Origin of the sequence: Streptomyces rubellus, assembly GCF_036323805.1 — a bacterium.
Classification (GTDB): domain Bacteria; phylum Actinomycetota; class Actinomycetes; order Streptomycetales; family Streptomycetaceae; genus Streptomyces.
Window position 1 is genome coordinate 101,469 of the sequence record NZ_JAZDCX010000019.1, and the last position, 16,396, is coordinate 117,864.

8 protein-coding genes are annotated in these 16,396 nt (G+C 68.3%); 3 read left to right on the top strand and 5 right to left on the bottom strand.

Features of this window, described 5'->3' with window-relative positions:
* Positions 1-154: 154 nt before the first annotated feature.
* The 5 genes from V1L54_RS21555 to V1L54_RS21575 all read right to left on the bottom strand — a co-directional run bounded on the left by V1L54_RS21555 (position 155) and on the right by V1L54_RS21575 (position 11,378).
* Positions 155-2,308 (bottom strand): AIPR family protein, encoded by a 2,154-nt coding sequence (locus tag V1L54_RS21555; RefSeq protein WP_330119720.1) that lies wholly within the window; start codon positions 2,306-2,308, stop codon positions 155-157.
* A 300-nt stretch (positions 2,309-2,608) separates the two neighbouring features.
* Entirely contained in the window at positions 2,609-5,791 is a 3,183-nt protein-coding gene (locus V1L54_RS21560) for a type I restriction endonuclease subunit R (RefSeq protein WP_330119721.1), read from the bottom strand.
* Positions 5,788-7,062 carry a restriction endonuclease subunit S gene (locus V1L54_RS21565; RefSeq protein ID WP_330119722.1) on the bottom strand — a complete coding sequence of 425 codons (1,275 nt, stop codon included), beginning with the start codon at positions 7,060-7,062 and terminating at the stop codon, positions 5,788-5,790. Before V1L54_RS21565 ends, V1L54_RS21560 begins: the two co-directional genes overlap by 4 nt.
* Positions 7,063-7,070: 8 nt before the next feature.
* Positions 7,071-9,062 (bottom strand): type I restriction-modification system subunit M, encoded by a 1,992-nt coding sequence (locus V1L54_RS21570; RefSeq protein WP_330119723.1) that lies wholly within the window; start codon positions 9,060-9,062, stop codon positions 7,071-7,073.
* 105 nt (positions 9,063-9,167) lie between these two features.
* Positions 9,168-11,378 carry an N-6 DNA methylase gene (locus V1L54_RS21575; RefSeq protein WP_330119724.1) on the bottom strand — a complete coding sequence of 737 codons (2,211 nt, stop codon included), beginning with the start codon at positions 11,376-11,378 and terminating at the stop codon, positions 9,168-9,170.
* A 281-nt stretch (positions 11,379-11,659) separates the two neighbouring features.
* Between V1L54_RS21575 and V1L54_RS21580 the strand changes: the two genes are divergently transcribed.
* The 3 genes from V1L54_RS21580 (at position 11,660) to V1L54_RS21590 (ending at position 15,897) form a co-directional block, all read left to right on the top strand.
* Complete coding sequence (locus tag V1L54_RS21580) at positions 11,660-12,802, top strand: ParB N-terminal domain-containing protein (RefSeq protein ID WP_330119725.1); 1,143 nt, start codon at positions 11,660-11,662, stop codon at positions 12,800-12,802.
* Positions 12,803-13,047: 245 nt separating this feature from the next.
* Positions 13,048-14,697: an RNase H family protein gene (locus tag V1L54_RS21585; protein WP_330119726.1), complete on the top strand. Its 1,650-nt coding sequence runs from the start codon at positions 13,048-13,050 to the stop codon at positions 14,695-14,697.
* A gap of 156 nt (positions 14,698-14,853) precedes the next feature.
* Positions 14,854-15,897: a DUF3644 domain-containing protein gene (locus V1L54_RS21590; protein ID WP_330119727.1), complete on the top strand. Its 1,044-nt coding sequence runs from the start codon at positions 14,854-14,856 to the stop codon at positions 15,895-15,897.
* Positions 15,898-16,396 lie beyond the last annotated feature (499 nt).

Sequence of the window (16,396 nt, forward strand, 5' to 3'; positions counted from 1 at the left end):
GCGTCCAGCCCGCCCCCGCGCGGGCGCGGTCGCCCGGTTCGTCTCGCGCCACCGCGTCCTCGGCCCGGACCCACCTGCCCAAGCGCTACTTGATCACGTACTGCGCGACGAGTGAGCAGGTGTGCCGCAGCACGTGCTGCGGCACAACCCGTACTCACTCCTGTTCGGCCTGCTCATCGTGTAGTGCTCGTGCGAGATCAGAGAGGGTGTCGGTACCGTCCAGCGTCCACCGTGCCGGTCCTTGCACCGCCACGGGCGCCTCCTGCCAGCCGGCGAGTTCGTAGAGGTTCAGGACCAGGCGGGTCGGCGAGTAGGCCTTCCCGTCGACCGCCCATAGGAGGCACCGCGTCCGGTCGTTCACCCAGGTGGCTTCACCGCGTCGGGGGTCCTCCGCGAGCCAAGGGGTGAGCGCTTCGATCTCGGGTTTGTTCCAAAGACGTAGCCGGACCGGTGTGCCGTTCTTGATCCATCCGTTGTCCACGAGGGTGGGCACGGCGTTGGGGCGGCGTGGCTTGCGCTTACTTCCCTTGGCGGCCTTGTAGATCGTCGGCAGGTCGGGGATGACTCCTTCGCGTTGGGCGTCATGCAATACCAGCTCCGCAAGCCGCTTGCAGCGTCCGACGTCGGTGAGTGTTCCGCTGAGGAAGGAAGTGGGGCCGTACTCCGCGTCGATGTGGTGAATCAGCCAGGACAGGACCCGATTGGTGAGCGCGGGCACATCCTGCAGAGCCGCGTCCCAGTCGTACTCCGGATCGTCGATGCGATCCTGGTCGAGAAGCTGGAAGACCAGGTGGGTGATGAGCAGGTCACCCCGCTGGCTCACGTCGGCGGCGCGCTTCTGGAACCGTTTGCGTTCTTCGTTGAGAGCGGTACCCACAGCGCGGTGCACAAGTACCGAACGCCAGATCTGGAAGGCGCTGGGACGCTCTCCGAAGAGGCGCGGGTAGGCGCCTCTGCTGCCGCGTTCCCAGAGGAGATCTGTGTCCCGCTTCGCCCGTACGGCGAGTTCGGTGCTGCGGTGCGCACAAGCCAGGGCGATGGCGGCGTGCACGACCGAGCAGCCCTCGTCAGGCGCCGGGTCGGGTTCACCACGCTTGAACACGTAGGACTTCTGAAGGGACAGCATGAAGTCCTCGCGGATCATCGCCTGCACCTCGTCCAAGGCGATGAAGTCGCGCTGCTCCACGTGGTTCTGCGTATTGGTCGTCTCGGTGATGCGCTGTGCGAGATCCGGCGTGTTCTTGTCGACGACGATGACCTTGACCGTGACCTCGGCATCATCCACCGCTTCGGGGGACGTCTCCATGGCGCGATGTGCCGCCGCGACGGTTTGTGCGCCGTTTACGACGCTGACTCCCGAGAGGTGCAGGTGTACGGGCTCGTCCGGACGGCGGCGTCCCGGCCACTCCTCTTCGAGTTGGTCGCACAGCACGGTCACCCCGTTGTTGAAGAGCCAGAAGTTCTCCGGCTCGCTCTTCAGGGTGCTCAGCATGCCCGAGTTGACTCGGGTGGTACCGAGGGACTGGCGCAGGTTCTGTTCGTACAACCGGCTTTCATATGCCTGGTACCACTCGGCGACATTGCCGGCCGGAACCGTGCCCTGGTAAGCGGTGAGCGGAGTGTTTCGCCGGAGCCAGTTCGTCATCCGCACGGTCACCCGTACAGGCTCGGGCGAGAGATCCTCACGGATCTGCCGGAGGATGTCCGCGGCGTGGACTACGCGGTACTCAAGGACCGGGCCGAGTCCGTTGAACTCGTTCCGGGCGTCTTCCAGAACGTTGGTGGTTTCCTTGCTGAGTGTTCCCACACCCATGACGGCGATCACCAGAGTCACCTTGAGCCGGGCGTCGTGCATCGCTGCGTTGACACGGGCGGCGATCGGCTCCAGGCGGTCGTTGAAGCGGTCGAAACTCCGCTGCTCGATGAGGCGGAGACCGGCGATGAGCTTGTGTGCCGCGTTGGTGTCGAGCTTGCCCTTGCCGTCGTCGCTCCACTTGGCCTGAACGAGCCAGACCTCCTGCGTGCCCTCGGTGACCGCCACGCCGTCGATGCCCTGGTCGTCCTCACCGTCGATGACAGAGGCGCCGGCGGTCTCGTGGTCGCAGCCGGTCACTTCGCGTACGGCAGCCGCCGTTAACGCGCGGGAAAGGAACCGCTGCTCGTAGCCCTGCTGGTCGTACCCTCTGAGGTCCTTGTCGTAGATGAGTCCCTTGTACTGCTGCAGAAGCGCAGTGCGGATCTGGTGGATATGGATAGGAGCCGTTGCGGCCCTGCGTTCCGTCTCTTCCAACTCTGTCCCCAGTGCCATGCGCTGCGTCCCCTTGACGCAGTTCAGCGTTGATCTCTCATGACAGTCCGCCGACGGAGTCGGCGGGTGCTTCTCGTACTGTCGGTCGGAACGCGGGCGACTCCATGGTCGGAGTGTCGCCTCGGGGCGGTGCCTGGTTCCACTGCTTTGGATGTCGAGGTGCTGCCGAATGGGCGGTGAATCCGTCGGTCACGAAACGCGGTGCAGCCCGCAAGCCCGTCCACGTTCGCCGGACCGGGAACTCCCCAGGCGGATACGGCCGTTGTCCGGCACCGAGCGGGAGCCGGACAACGGCCGCCGTCAGAAGTCGTCCAGGCCCTCCTCCCGGCGGATCATCCGCCAGGCCGCGCGGCGGGCGCTGCGGTCGAGGTTGGACTTGAAGTCCCGGTCCGTTCCGAAGTACCGCTTGCCGAGCGTGTCGATCGTGGAGACGTGGTCCATCATGTTCTCCTCGAACTTCTTGTCGAAGACGACGCCGAAGTTCTCCTCGTCGTTGACGAGGGCGGCGGCCCGGACCTTCGGGTCCTTCTTCGTCGCGTTGAAGGCCGGGAGGACGTCCTCCTCGGTGAACTCCGTGCCGAACTTCGCGTTGAACCTCTCGATCAGCTCCGACAGCAGCGACTTCTCGGCCTCCTTTCCGCCGCCGGCTCCATCGCCGAACCCCCTGAGCTCGGCCGGGCCTTCGGGCACCAGGGACTTGTCGTGCTCTCCGGTCTTCTCGACGCGCAGGTGGCTGAGGTCGACCTCGCCTATGTCGACCCCGCCGTCCGCGAGGCGGGGCAGCCGGTTGAGCAGGTAGCGCCCGTACAGGTACAGCCGCTCCAAGTCGGCGTCCTGGTAGGGGACGATCTGCGCGAGGAAGCCGTACTTGCGGACGTAGTCGTTGAGGTTGGCCCGGAACTCCTCGGCCGTCTCGACGTCGTCCTCCTCCTCACTCTCCAGCAGGGCACTGAAACGGGTGACGGCGGGGGAGAGGAGCCGGTACAGCTCGGCGTGCAGCTTCTCCCACTTGGCCTGGGAACCGCTGGCCTTCTCCTGCGCCTCGAAGTACGCGGCGACGAACGCGTCCATGTCCTGCTCCGAGATGATCGGCGCGGACATGACCCGGCTCTGGGCCGTGTAGAGGAGGTTCGGGTCGGAGGGCAGGGTGTGCGCCTCCTGGAAGTACGGGCGGAAGGCGTCCTGGATGTCCTCGGCCTCGTTGACGAAGTCCAGGACGGCCAGGTCGGCCTGCGACTTGCGGTCGGCGGTGCGGTTGAGGCGCGAGAGCGTCTGCACGGCGGCGATGCCGGTCAGCGTCTTGTTGACGTACATCGTTGTGAGGAGCGGCTGGTCGAAGCCGGTCTGGTACTTCTCGGCGACGACGAGGATCCGGTACTCCTGCTGCCCCTTGCCGCCGGCCTTCGCGGCCTTGTCGTCGGCGCGGGTGTAGGCGAACGCCTTGGGCAGCGCGCTCTCCGACAGACCGCCGTTCTCCTTGCTCTCGGTGGTCTCCTCGCCGTCGATGGTGAGGGAGCCGGAGAACGCGACCAGGACACCGAGGTCCGGGTACTTCGTGTCGTACTCGCGGTCGGCGAGGTAGCTGCGGATGGCGCGGGCCGTCTCCACGGCGGACTGGCGGGAGGCCGTGACGACCATGGCCTTGGCCCGCCCGCCGAGCCGGCCGCGGGTGTGGGCGACGAAGTGCTCCACGATCACCTGGGCGTGCTGGGACACCGTGTGCTCGTGCATGAGCGCGAACCGGGCGAGCAGGCTGTTCGCCTTGGAGGGGTCGACCTCCTTCTCGTCGCGGTTGAGGTTCGCCAGCTTCCAGTAGGTGTTGTAGGTGACGTAGTTGCGCAGCGGGTCGAGGATGAAGCCCTCCTCGATGGCCTGGCGCATGGAGTAGGTGTGGAAGGGCCGGTAGACGGTCTTGCCGTTCTCCACGCCCTCCGTGCCGAAGAGTTCGAGCGTCTTGGCCTTGGGGGTGGCGGTGAAGGCGAAGTAGGAGAGGTTGGCGGCTCGGGAGCGCTCGACCGCCTTCGCCTTCAGCTTGGCCTCCACGGTGACCGTGGTCGCGCCCTCGTCGTCCGAGTCGGCGTCCAGGCCGAGGTCGCGCAGGGCCGACTTCACGGCGGTGGCCGCGTCACCGGACTGGGAGGAGTGCGCCTCGTCCACGATGACCGCGAAGCGGGTGCCCTTGATCTCGGTCGGGTTGCGCTTGATGTAGTCGAGCAGCGCCGGGAACGAGTGCAGGGTGACCGTGACGATCTTCCCGGTGTCCCGGGAGAGGGCGCGGGCGAGCTGCTCGCTCTTCGCCCCGTGCTTCTCGTCGACCTTCACGACCAGGCCGTCGGTCTGCGAGAAGCTGCCGACCGTCGCCGAGAGCTGCGCGTCCAGCGCGCGGCGGTCGGTGATGACGATGACCTTGTCGAAGACGGGCTCGCCGGGCTTGATCCGGCCGTCGGCGACGGCCTCGGGGTCGAGGGCGGCCGGATCGGTGTCGGCGTGCAGATCACTCAGGCGGTGGGCCAGCCAGCCGATGGTGTTCGACTTGCCGGAGCCGGCCGAGGCCATGACCAGGTAATTCTGGCCGGCGCCGTGGGCGGCCGCGTGCGCGGTGAGCTTGCGGACCACGTCCCACTGGTGGAAGCGGGGGAAGACCGTCGACCTGGTGGTGCCGCCGCCGGGCGTCTTGTGCTTCTGCTGGTGCACGAAACGCTGGAGGAGGTCCAGCCAGTTGTCCCGCTGCCAGACCTGCTCCCAGAGGTAGGACGTGGCGTACGTGCCGTGGGCGGTGGGCGCCGGGTTGCCGGCCCCGCCGGGCTGGCCAGGGCCGTTCGAGCCGGTGTTGAACGGCAGGAACTGGGTGTTCTTCCCGCGGAGCTGGGTGGTGACGAAGACCAGATCCGGGTCCACTGCGAAGTTCGCGATCACGCGGCGCGTGAAGATCAGTTCGGTCGGGTCGCGGTCGGTCCGGTACTGCTCCTTGGCCTGCTCGACGCCCTGACCGGTGAGCGGGTTCTTCAGCTCGGCCGTGGCGACGGGGATGCCGTTGAGGAACAGGGCCAGGTCCAGGCGGTGGCCCCAGTCGGCCTGCTTGGTGGCGTAGGGCAGCTCGCGGACGACGGTGAGGCGGTTGGCCCGGTAGCCGTCGAGGACGGAGTCGGCGGAGATGAGGTTGGGCTTGAAGTAGGCGACGCGGAGCCGGACCCCGCGGTCCTTCACACCGTTGCGGAGGACGTGGAGCAGCCCGTCGTCGGTGATGGCCCGGTCGAGCCGCTGCGCGAAACCGCGCTGCGCCTCGTTGGGGTTGCCGCCGTAGACGGTGAGCAGCTCGTCCCACTCGTCGGGCTGGGCGGCGCCGATGAAGGTGAACAGTTCGTTGGTGTCCAGACCGAGGTCGGCCTGGTAGTCCTCCGGGTTCGCCTCCCGCCAACCGCGCTCGCAGAGTGCGGCGACGATGGCGGAACCGAAGGAGGACTCGTCGTGCACGGGGCTCATGAGGAGACTCCTTCGGTCACGTTGCGTCCGCTGGCGGTGGCCACGTCGAACTGGCCGGTTACGGCGGCGGTGATGAGGGCTTGGCGGCGCTCGGCAAGCAGCGCAATCTGTTGATGCAATTTCTTTTCGAGCTGCCGCTGCGACTGATTATCCGCATCGAGCTTGGCTGTTAGTCGGTCTTGCGTCTTGCGGTCAGGGAATGGAAAGCGGTGAGCGCGGAATTGCTCACCGGTTAGGTGTGCGATGGTCGTGGTGTTGCCTTCCACCGCAAAGACGTTTTGAGCGGTTGCGGCTCTCAGGCAATAGAACAACCATCGCGGCGAACTGTAGGCGCGTGCACGCACACGGTGCAGCGCCTTCTGGTAGTAAACCTTCTGCATGTGCCCTTGCCAGACGGCGGCGCGCCCTGGTTCGCCCCCTTCGCACACCAACAAGTCGCCTTGCTGTAGGGCGTAGCGTTTGCTTTCCTCTGGAGGAAAATCCATTTGCAGAAGGTCTTCCGTGTCAATCCTGTCCCACTGTACATTGGTGTTTCGCAGGTAAGGGGCCAGGTGGGTTCCATGACTGCGTTCCTGATTGAGCATTTTGCCCAGAATTACCTCAAACTGGTAGGTCACTGGCATGACTGGCCAGGTTGAGGGAATGGTGCCCAGCCAATCTAGACCACTGTTTTTTCTCACGTCGGATTCGTTGGAGCCGCGCACTGTGTTGAAGACCCTGGCCAGAAACCGTTCCGTTAGGAGTGCCAATTGACGTTCGCGAGCTGAGGTCAGAACATCGATGCGAGTTGTCTCGGCGTCGAGGAAGTCGGCGATGCGTCGCTGCTCATCCAGTGGAGGGTCAGGTAGAACCAAATTGCCGACTTGCTCGGCATTGAGGTTGGCTTGTGTGTTGCTCCGGGCGAGCTCGGCAAGGCTCGGCCGAATGGCTTCTAGTGCGTATCTCACAAAGCCTATTGCGTGAGTTGACGAGACATCGATCCCAAGGATGGCCTGGTTCCAGCTGGCCTGTGTCGTGAGGAAGGCTGTGTGGCCGAGGCTTGCATACATGCTCAGGAGCAATGTCCCCGGCTCGCCAACAGGGAGTCGCGTCGCCGAGATCCCCTTGCTGGTGACCCTACGGCTTGTATTGGTGACTAGGTGGTGACCGGACATGTCACCGATGGAGACCCAGGGCAGCCCCTCTTCGTCGTTGTCAGACCAGAACGATGGCTCATGCACGGCGGGTGTCCCGCCTGCGATTGTGGTAGCAACCCTCTTTAGCTTCGTCATGGGGAAAGTCATTCTGTTACCTCCCCCAGCAGCCCTTGGATTTCCTCCTCAAGAGCCTTCAGCTCAGCGTCAATCTCTGTCAGAGGCCTAGGCGGCTTGTACACGTAGAAGTGCCGCGTGAATGGGATCTCGTACCCGATCTTCGTCTTGCTGTGGTCGATCCACGCGTCCGGTACGTGCGGGTGGACCTCGCGTGTCAGGTACTCCTCGACGTCCTCGCCCAGCGGGACGTTCTCGTAGTCTCGCAGCTCCGAGTCCGGCTCGGGCTGGCCCTTGACGAGCTGGATCTCGCCCTCCGGGTCACGGACGCCGATGACCTCGCGCAGCGCCTTGTAGAACGGGGCGCTGGTGGGCCACGTCCCGCCGGCCTGGACCACCGCATCCTTCAGAGCGAGCCAGGCCTCCTGCTTCGTGGCCCAGCTCGTGCCCATCAGGAACTTGAAGGCGTCTGCCAGGAGCGGAGCCTGCGGAAGCTTCTGGATCGGCTTGGACGCCTCAAGCGCCGCCAGCGACTCCTCCGTCACCTCGAACCGCAGCTTCAGCGGGCGCTCGACCGTGATCCGCTGGTAGCCGAAGTCCTCGTTGCGGAAGACCTTCACCTTGCCATGCAGCGGATGTTCCGGGTTCTTCGCCACGTCGAGGGCCTCGCCGTACAGCTTGACCACCGTGGCGATGTGGTCCGCGCCGAGCTGCTTGCGCTTGTCGCCCAGCGACTTGCGCATCTTCTGCCACTGGTCGCGGGCATCCAGCAGGACGACCTTGCCCTTGTGGTCCGGGCTCTTGCGGTTGGTGAGGATCCAGAAGTAGGTCGAGATGCCGGTGTTGTAGAAGAGCTGGTCCGGCAGGGCGACGATACCCTCCAGCCAGTCGTTCTCCAGGATCCATCGGCGGATCTCCGACTCGCCCGAGCCGGCCGCGCCGGTGAACAGCGGCGAGCCGTTGAAGACGATCGCCAGGCGCGAGCCGCCCCCGCCGTCCACGTCGACCGGCTTCATCTTCGAGATCATGTGCTGGAGGAACAGCAGCGAGCCGTCGTTGATGCGCGGCAGGCCCGCCCCGAAGCGGCCGGCCTCGCCGAGCGTCTTGTGCTCGGCTTCGACCTCCTCCTTGACCTTCTTCCACTCCACGCCGAACGGCGGGTTGGCCAGCATGTAGTCGAAGGTCTTGCGGGCGTGGCCGTCGTCGGAGAAGGAGTTGCCGAAGGCGATGTTCTCCGGGTCCTGGCCCTTGATCATCAGGTCGGACCGGCAGATCGCCCAGGACTCGGGGTTGAGCTCCTGCCCGTACACCTCCACCGTGGCGTCCGGGTTCAGCTCCGTGATCAGGTCGTCCATCGCGGAGAGCATGCCGCCCGTGCCGCAGGCGGGGTCGAGGACCGTGCGCACCGCGCCCGGGAGCTGGAGCGCGTCGCCGTCCGGGGCGACGAGGAGCCGCACCATGAGCTGGATGACCTCGCGCGGCGTGAAGTGCTCACCGGCCGTCTCGTTGGACTGCTCGGCGAAGCGGCGGATCAGCTCCTCGAAGATGTAGCCCATGTTGTGGTTGGGCACGACCTCGGGACGCAGGTCCAAGTCGGTGAACTTGCCGATGACCTGGTAGAGCAGTCCCGCGCCGTCCAGCCTCTTGATCTGCTGGGCGAACTCGAAGCGGTCCAGTACGCCGCGGGCGTTGTCGGAGAACGCCCCCACGTACACCGCGAGGTTCTTCGCCGCGTTCTGCGGGTCCGCCGCGATCTTCTTCATGGTCAGGCTCGACCGGTTGTAGAAGGCGTGGCCCGAGGCCCGGCGCAGGAAGCGGTCCGGGTCGATGTCGCTGTCCTTGTACTGCTCCGCGATCTCGGCGACCTTCTCGCGGGTCGGTTCCAGCACGCACTCCAGTCGCCGCAGCACCGTGAACGGCAGGATGACCTTGCCGTAGTCGGACTGCTTGTAGTCCCCCCGCAGGAGGTCGGCGACGGACCACGCGTGGTTCGCCAACTCCGTGTGCTTGCTGCTGTTCAACTGGATCCCCGGGTCCCTTCCGAAATGTCCCAACCCCACCGTCCGGACGGAGCCGAGCCGAGTCGATGGGCTGCCGGCCTGCCGGGACGGTCCGACAAGTGTGGTCTATCTGTGAGCGGCCGCATGTCTGATGGGGCGAATCGCATCCCTGCCGCCCGTCTCCGCCGTCTCCCCCGACGGCAGCAACTGCCCGCCCGTGAGCCCGCCCGCCAGCAGCCGTGCCGTCTCCTCCGCCAGCCGGGCCGCCCGCCGCGCCTCCGTCCGGAGCTCGTGCACGTGCCGGAACGCCTCCCCGTAGCGCCGCTGTTCCTCCAGCGGCAGCAGGGGTACGCGCAGCCGGCCGGGGCTGACGGTCAGCACCGTGCTTCCCGTCGACGCGCCCGCGATGTTCTCCTCCGCGCCCAGGAACCCGGCGAGGAACCAGGCGTCCAGGCGTGCCGGGTCCGGTCTGAAGAGGTGGACGTGGGGGCCGGGCAGCGCACCGGCGTCCTCTTCGCCCGCGACTCGGGCCATCGGGCCGTCCGTGCTCGCGATCGCCCGGACGAGGACGTCCCCGGCGGCGACCACGGGCGCCGTGTCGTCGTACAGCCCCGTCGGGTCCCCCGTGGGACCCGACCCGGTCGCGATGTCCGAGCCGGTAAGCACCGCCCGCGTCTCGGGTCTCTCCCCTTCGCCGGGTTCGCCGCCCGCGGCCTGTGCCCGGGTGCGTACGCTCTCCGGCTGTGACCGCAGCAGGGTGAGCGCTCCGCCGCGGGCGAGGTCGGAGGCCGTCGCCGTCCGCCACTCGCGGGCCGTGGCGCCCGCGGCGCTCCAGCCCTCGCGGCCCGCCGTCCGGGCGAGGGACCGCGCGGCCTCGACGAGGCCGCGGCGCGCGGCATCGGCCTCGGCCGACAGTGCCGCTGGGTCGACCTCCGCCCGTGACGCCCGTACGAGTCGGGCCGGCGTCAGATCCACCACGTCGTCCAGCAGGTCCACCAGGCCGACCACGTGCGTGACACCGGGCTCACCCTCGAACGTGTCCGGACTCTCGGTGAACGCCCGCCACGCACCCAGGGCGCGCGCCGTGATCCCGTCCCAGTCCAGCGTGGTGGACCGGCCGCCGCCCCGTGTCCGCGCGGTCGCCGTACTCGCCGCCGTACCCGTCGCCGTGTCCACGAACAGCACCGACCTGCGTTCCGGACCGCCCGGCTCGGGCCGTTGCAGCACCCACACCTGGAGCCCGACGTGCAGCGGCACCGACGCGCCGGCCGGCAGCGCGATCACCGCGCGCAGCGCCCCGCTGCGCACCAGCTCCGCCCGTACGCGGCGACCGGACGCGCGGCCGGCCGTGGCGGGCGGCAGGAGCAGGGCCGCGTGACCGCCCGGTTCGAGGTGGGCCAGAGCGTGCTGGACCCAGGCCAGTTCGGGCTCGGCGCGGGGCGGGAGGCCGTACGCCCAGCGCGGGTCGTAGGCGAGTTCGTCGTGGCCCCAGTCCCGGTCGCCGTAGGGCGGGTTGCACAGCACGGCGTCGACGGTGAGGTCGGGGAAGGCGTCGGCGCGCAGGCTGTCGCCCGTGCGCACGGTGACGTCCGCGTCCTCCCCGGCCGTCAGGGTCAGGCCGACCGCGGTGCGTCGTGCCTGGACGGGGAGGCTGTCCTGCCCGTACAGCTCGCGCGCGCCGCGCGCCGCCGCGGCCGCCAGCAGGGTACCGCTGCCGCAGGCGGGGTCGAGGACACGGGCCGGGGAGCCCGGGATCAGGCGGGCCAGCAGGTCGGCGAGCGGGGCCGGGGTCCGGTAGGCGCCGCTGGCGGCACTGTCCTCCAGCTCCCGCTCCGCCAGCACGCCCAGTGCCGTCTGCGCGCCCTCGTCGCGGACGCAGAGCAGCAGGGCGCGCAGGACCGCGGTGTCGGCGGCGGTGAACCGGACGGGTTCCGTGTCCGGCACCACGTCCGCGACCCCGGCCGCCGCGTTGTTCGCCTGCTTCACCAGGTCGTCGTCGGGCAGCGCGAGCAGGCCGGTGAGGTCGTCGGCGGGGCGGCGGGCGGCGGCCAGGACCAGCAGGAGCAGGTCGGACGTGCCGGCACCGGCCGGTTCGCGCAGGCGCAGGGTGGTGCGCAGCTCGCCGCTGGGCGTGGCCGCCGTGTGCTGTCCGCGTGAGGCGAGCCAGGCGCGGACCTCCTCCAGGTCGTACAGCGGGCTGCTGTCCGTGCCGCCCGAGGGGGCCGGGAAGTCGTCGTGCCGACGGCGCCAGTTGCTGACGGTGGCGCGCGTGACGCCCGCGATGCGGGAGATCTCGGCGGCTGTCACCTGGGCGGATGGTGCGGGTGGCTGCGACATGGATGAGTCCTGGCTCCGATGGTCGGCGTGGTCACACCATACAGCACGAGCCAACTGACGCAAGCTGGTGGACAGTGCTTTCACTGTCATGCTTCCATGTGTTTGCTTCCGGCGGTGAGCGGTGCTCCCCGGCGGGAAGCGTCACTTCCCTTGCCGCATCCATGTCCTTGAGCGCCCAGCCCCTCGTCCTGCCCTGATCCCTCTCGGCGGGATTCCGGGGGACGCGCGGCGCCTCGGGGCCGCCGGGCGGCGGCCGAGCGATCACTACCCAGGGGGAACCCATGCGTCTGACCATGCCGAGCGGAACCCCGGAAGGAATCCCGCTCACCGTCATGCCGTTCCGCGAGGACGCGGTCATCGGCACCATGTCCCTCGCGACGCTGGTACGTCTCGTGCCGTCACCGCGTCGGGAGGAGGACCCGCGCGCACTCAAGACCGCGTCCGGACACGACCGGCGCCACGCCGAACTGCGCGCGACCGTGCAGCGGACGCTGAGGTCCCAGAAGGGCAGGAACATCCCGGCCTACGCCGAGTACATCGCCGCCGGCATCCTCGGCAAGCACGGCTCCGCCTGGTCCACGCCTCCGGTCACGCTCTGGCACGCGGGCGAGATCGCCGCGATGAGCGACGAGCTGCTCCCCGACTCGGGCCTGCGGACGCTGACCGTCGCCCCGGACGCCATAGTGGTCGCCATCGACGGCGAGACCCAGACCACCGCCTGGCACGACATCTACCAGGACCCGGAGGCCTTCGGCCTCACCTACGCCGAGCTCGGTCGGCGGGTCCGCATCCCCTTCGAGCTCTACCTGGGGATCTCCTCGGCGGACGCGCGGCAGATCTTCTACGACCGCAACGTCAAGGGCGTCGACGTCGCCAAGAACCTGGCCATGTCCATGGACCAGCGCGACCTCGCCACCCGCCTCGCCTACCTTGTCGGCGAGAGGCTCGAGGTCGAGTCGGACGGCCGGCGGATGCCGTTCGACAAGCTGGTCAACACCGGCAAGCGGCAGCTCACCAGGACCGACAAGGAGGTCGTGACGCTGTCCGCGCTGCGGGCGCTGATCGTCACCACCGTCTTCGGCGGCAAGGGTGTGCAGTACTCGGCGACCCACGTTCACGAGGGCGACCTGCCGCCCAATACCGACGCCGACGAGGTGGAGACGGTCGTCGTCCGCCTGGTGTCCCGGCTGATCGGGGACCGGTTCCCGGACTTCGCCCGGCGCGGCGCGATCACCGCCCCGGCCGTGATGGCGGGCCTCGGCGTCCTGCTGTACCGCGCCACCCCCTGGTGCGACCCCCGCGACGCCATGAGCTACGAGACGGTCGAGCACCTGCTCGCCGACGTCCGCTGGGAGCCGCCTACTGGGACGGCGTCTGCGCCGGCGTCGGCTCCACCGGCCGGCTCAACTTCAGCGGCGGTGTGAAGGACTCCGTCGGCCGCGTCGCGGGCGCACTCCTCGACCCGCACAGCGAGTTGGGCCGGAAGATCCGGGGCCTGCGGAGCTGAACAGGCCCGTGGGCGGATTCCCTGACGCCGGGACCTGCTCGGCCGGCGCCCCTCCCCGGACGGGCCCCACCCGGGGGCACAGCCCACGGCTCCCGCACCCACGTACTGATCGCACGCCGTGTGCGGCCCCGCTCACCACCACCCGCGACCTGGAAGGTCATCGTGACGATCACCGAGCACACCGAGCTGATCCGTCGCTTCGTCGACGACTTCACCGCCCTGCAGGAGGCCGTCCTCGCCCGCATGAACGGGATCTGCGCTCCGGAGATCACCGTGGCCCTGGAACACACCTCGCTCGCCGGTCCCATCACCGTCGTTCTGGCCCACGCCGACGTCCTCGCCCGCGGGGCCGTCCGGCACGCGGAACTCTCGGGCCGGCCCCCCGAGCGGCTGCGACGGCTGCGCGCACACGCGCGCAGGGTGCGACGGGCCCGGTCGCAGGCGGAGGCCCTGTACAAGGAGCGGCGTGCCCGCCGCCTCGCCGGCCTCACCCGGCCGGTGGACGCGCTGGAGCTGAGGGTGGTGCGCAGGGTGTCCCCGGTGGCCTTCGCCGAGGCACTGCGTCAGGAACTCCGCGACAGAGGACTGCCGGACGGCACCCCGCAGGCGCCGGAGAGCGACCTCGCCCGCTGGGCCTGGGACCGGAAAACGGCAGGCGGCGAACCGCCGACACCGGTGCGGGAACTGCGGGACTGCGACGACGACGCCTTCGTTCAGGCCCTCCTGTGCGATGCCCGGGAGGAGGAGAACCCCCACCTCCCGCACGACGCGGTGGCCGAACGGTGGAGCCGCCATGCCCGTACCGCGCTGGCCTGGGGCCGCTACGCGATCGGCCGGGCCGAACGGGACGTACTCGCCTGCTCTCCCTCCGTACGACGCACCCGACTGGACGCCCTGGACGACGCCTACCAGGACACCGCGGTCCTCGCCGCCCGCTCCCGCGAAGCCCGGCTCCGGGTCACGGACCTCCACGACCGGATGCGGACCTGCATGACCGCAGGGCCTCTCGCGGAGCTCATCGCGCAGTGTCGCGCCGCGGCTCTGGCACGCTTCGCCGACACCGAGCCCGAGGTGTGGCACAGCGTGCGTGAGCTGATCGCGCGGCACCGGGCACACTGCCCCGAACAGGCCGACGGCTGCCCGCGCTGTCACCGTACTCTCGCCGCCGCCTTCGCCGATGCCCGTCACGCCGACCCGGACGAGGACGGCGACGGCGAACATCCGACGGCAACGGCAACGCCAACGGCAACGGCTCCGGCCGACGGGGACCGCTACGCCCTGCTCGCCGACCTTCCCGACACCGCCGTCGTGGCCGTCGCCGACGCCGCCGTCGGGGAGGAGTCCGCACTGTGCGGCTACGGCTGGGCCGCTGAGGACGGGACCACCGGACACGGCGACTCCCTGGCCTCGAGCAGCGGCGAAGCCGAAGTCATCGGTATCTGCGCTGCCGCCCTCAGCCTCCTCGAACACCACGAGGAGACACCCGTGGTCCTCCTGTGCGACAGCACCGAGGCAGTCGACGCGGTCGATGCGGCCCTGCGCTCCGCCGACCCGGCAGCCGCCCACCGCACCCTCCTCTTCCCGGAGAGCCGGCGGCTGCTGGACCGCCTGCTGCGCCACTGCCACCGAGTCCAGGTCCGCTGGCTGAAGGGCCACATCGGACACGACCTCAACGAAACCGCCGACGCCTTCGCCCGCTTCGCCCTCCGCCGCGCCAACGGCCGGATCCCTCCCTCCGCCGCCCGGAAGGAGGAGGCGCGGATCCTGCGCTCGCTCGGTTCCGGGACCGGCCCCCTCTCGGTCGCTGCCTGAGTTCACGGCCCGAGGCGGACAGCCGCAGGTGACGCGAGGCAGCCCGCATCACGCCGTCTGCGGACGGCCCCTACCACCCTGCGAACCGATCTCCCCATTCCCGGATGAAAGTGAGTGACGCTCCTCATGGCCCGTCCCCGGTGGCACCACATCCTCATGGAGTCCCAGCGTCACGCCCTCAAGGCACTCGACGAATGGAACTGCTCCAGCGGCGACTACAGCGACTTCCTCACCCACATGCACAAGGCCTGGCACTACCTGCTCCACGCGGAATTCCACAAGGCCAAGACCGACTACCACTACCGGGATCCCAAGACCGGCCGCTACCGCATGATCGACGGCGAATCCAAGGCCTGGGATCTCGAGAAGTGCCTGAAGGAGCATTTTCCCGACAGCAGTGACACGGTGCGTCTCAACGCGGAGCTCTTCGTCGCCCTGCGCAACAAGGTGGAACACCGCTACGAGCACAACCTGAGGATCGTCACAGGCGGCAGGGCGCAGGCCTACGTCATCAACTACGAGCAGGAGATGGCCGGTTACTTCGGTGCGGGCTACAGCCTGGCCGACCGGCTCCGCTTCCTGCTCTCCGTCCAGGCGATGACCGCGGACGGATACGAGGAGATGCGGAAGGCCGCCGGAAGACTTCCCAGGAAGACCCGTGACCTGGTGGCCAGGTACGAGGCGGGCATCGATCCGTCCGTCCTCGACGATCCCAGGTACGACTACCGCGTACGGCTGGTGCCCATCACCGGCTCCAAGACGGACGCCGACCTGGCGGTCAACTTCGTCAAGCTCGACGACCTGACCGAGGAGGAGCGACGCACCATGGTCGAGGCCGGGCGCAAGGGAACCGTCATCACCAGGGACCGCCATGTCGAGGTGGCGGACCTGAACAGGATGCGCCCGGCACAGGTCGCCGCCCGTGTCGAGGAGCAACTGCCCTTCCGGTTCAGCGCATCCGGAGAACACGTGGAGATGTGGAAGCGGTTGAAGGTCCGTCCGGTCAAGGGTTCCGGCGACCCGTATGCCACCGTCGCGAAGTACTGCTCGTACAACGAGGCCTTCGACCAGTACGTCTACACCCAGGCATGGATAAGGAGGATCCTCAGGGAGATCGGGACGGTCGAGAAGTACCGCGTGTTCTTCGGCAGGGAGCCGCGCATGAAGACGGGGGCGGCCGTGTCGACGGAGGCGGCGTAGAGGGTGTCGCGTGTCGGGGCGGCCGGACGGGCGGACACCGATCGCCGGGGCGATCGCCGACGGAGGCGCGGGCGACAAGTGTCGCAGTGGTTTGACGCGTTTACCCGGAGCGCGCCACCCGATAGCAGTACGATCGACGGACTTCGCATCTCACTCACATCTTCTGCACAGGTGACATTTGAATGTAAAGCGCATCGATTGGTGTGTCCGGGTGATCGGGGGAGTGCTGCGAGCGCTGCGAGTGTATCGCCCTTAGTGAAGCCCTGGCCATATCTTTCGGGTGATTGCGCGAGCACTGCCATGGACGTTGTGGAAACAGGGGGGCGGGTGGGACTTCTTTGTGAGTTGCGCGTCGTGGGGTTACGTCGGGCAGCGGTAGTCGAGGGCTGAGTTCGAGAGAGCGTTCGATGGTGACCCGTCGTCAGCGGCGGGTTCAGGGGGACGCACAAGGCCGTTCCATGCCGGGGAGTTTCGCGAAGAGGGCATTGGAACATCTCTT

Coding starts and splice junctions, on each gene's coding strand:
- V1L54_RS21580 (WP_330119725.1), top strand. CDS start 11,660: ATGCGTCTGACCATGCCGAGCGGAACCCCGGAAGGAATCCCGCTCACC.
- V1L54_RS21560 (WP_330119721.1), bottom strand. CDS start 5,791: ATGAGCCCCGTGCACGACGAGTCCTCCTTCGGTTCCGCCATCGTCGCC.
- V1L54_RS21555 (WP_330119720.1), bottom strand. CDS start 2,308: ATGGCACTGGGGACAGAGTTGGAAGAGACGGAACGCAGGGCCGCAACG.
- V1L54_RS21565 (WP_330119722.1), bottom strand. CDS start 7,062: ATGACGAAGCTAAAGAGGGTTGCTACCACAATCGCAGGCGGGACACCC.
- V1L54_RS21590 (WP_330119727.1), top strand. CDS start 14,854: ATGGAGTCCCAGCGTCACGCCCTCAAGGCACTCGACGAATGGAACTGC.
- V1L54_RS21575 (WP_330119724.1), bottom strand. CDS start 11,378: ATGTCGCAGCCACCCGCACCATCCGCCCAGGTGACAGCCGCCGAGATC.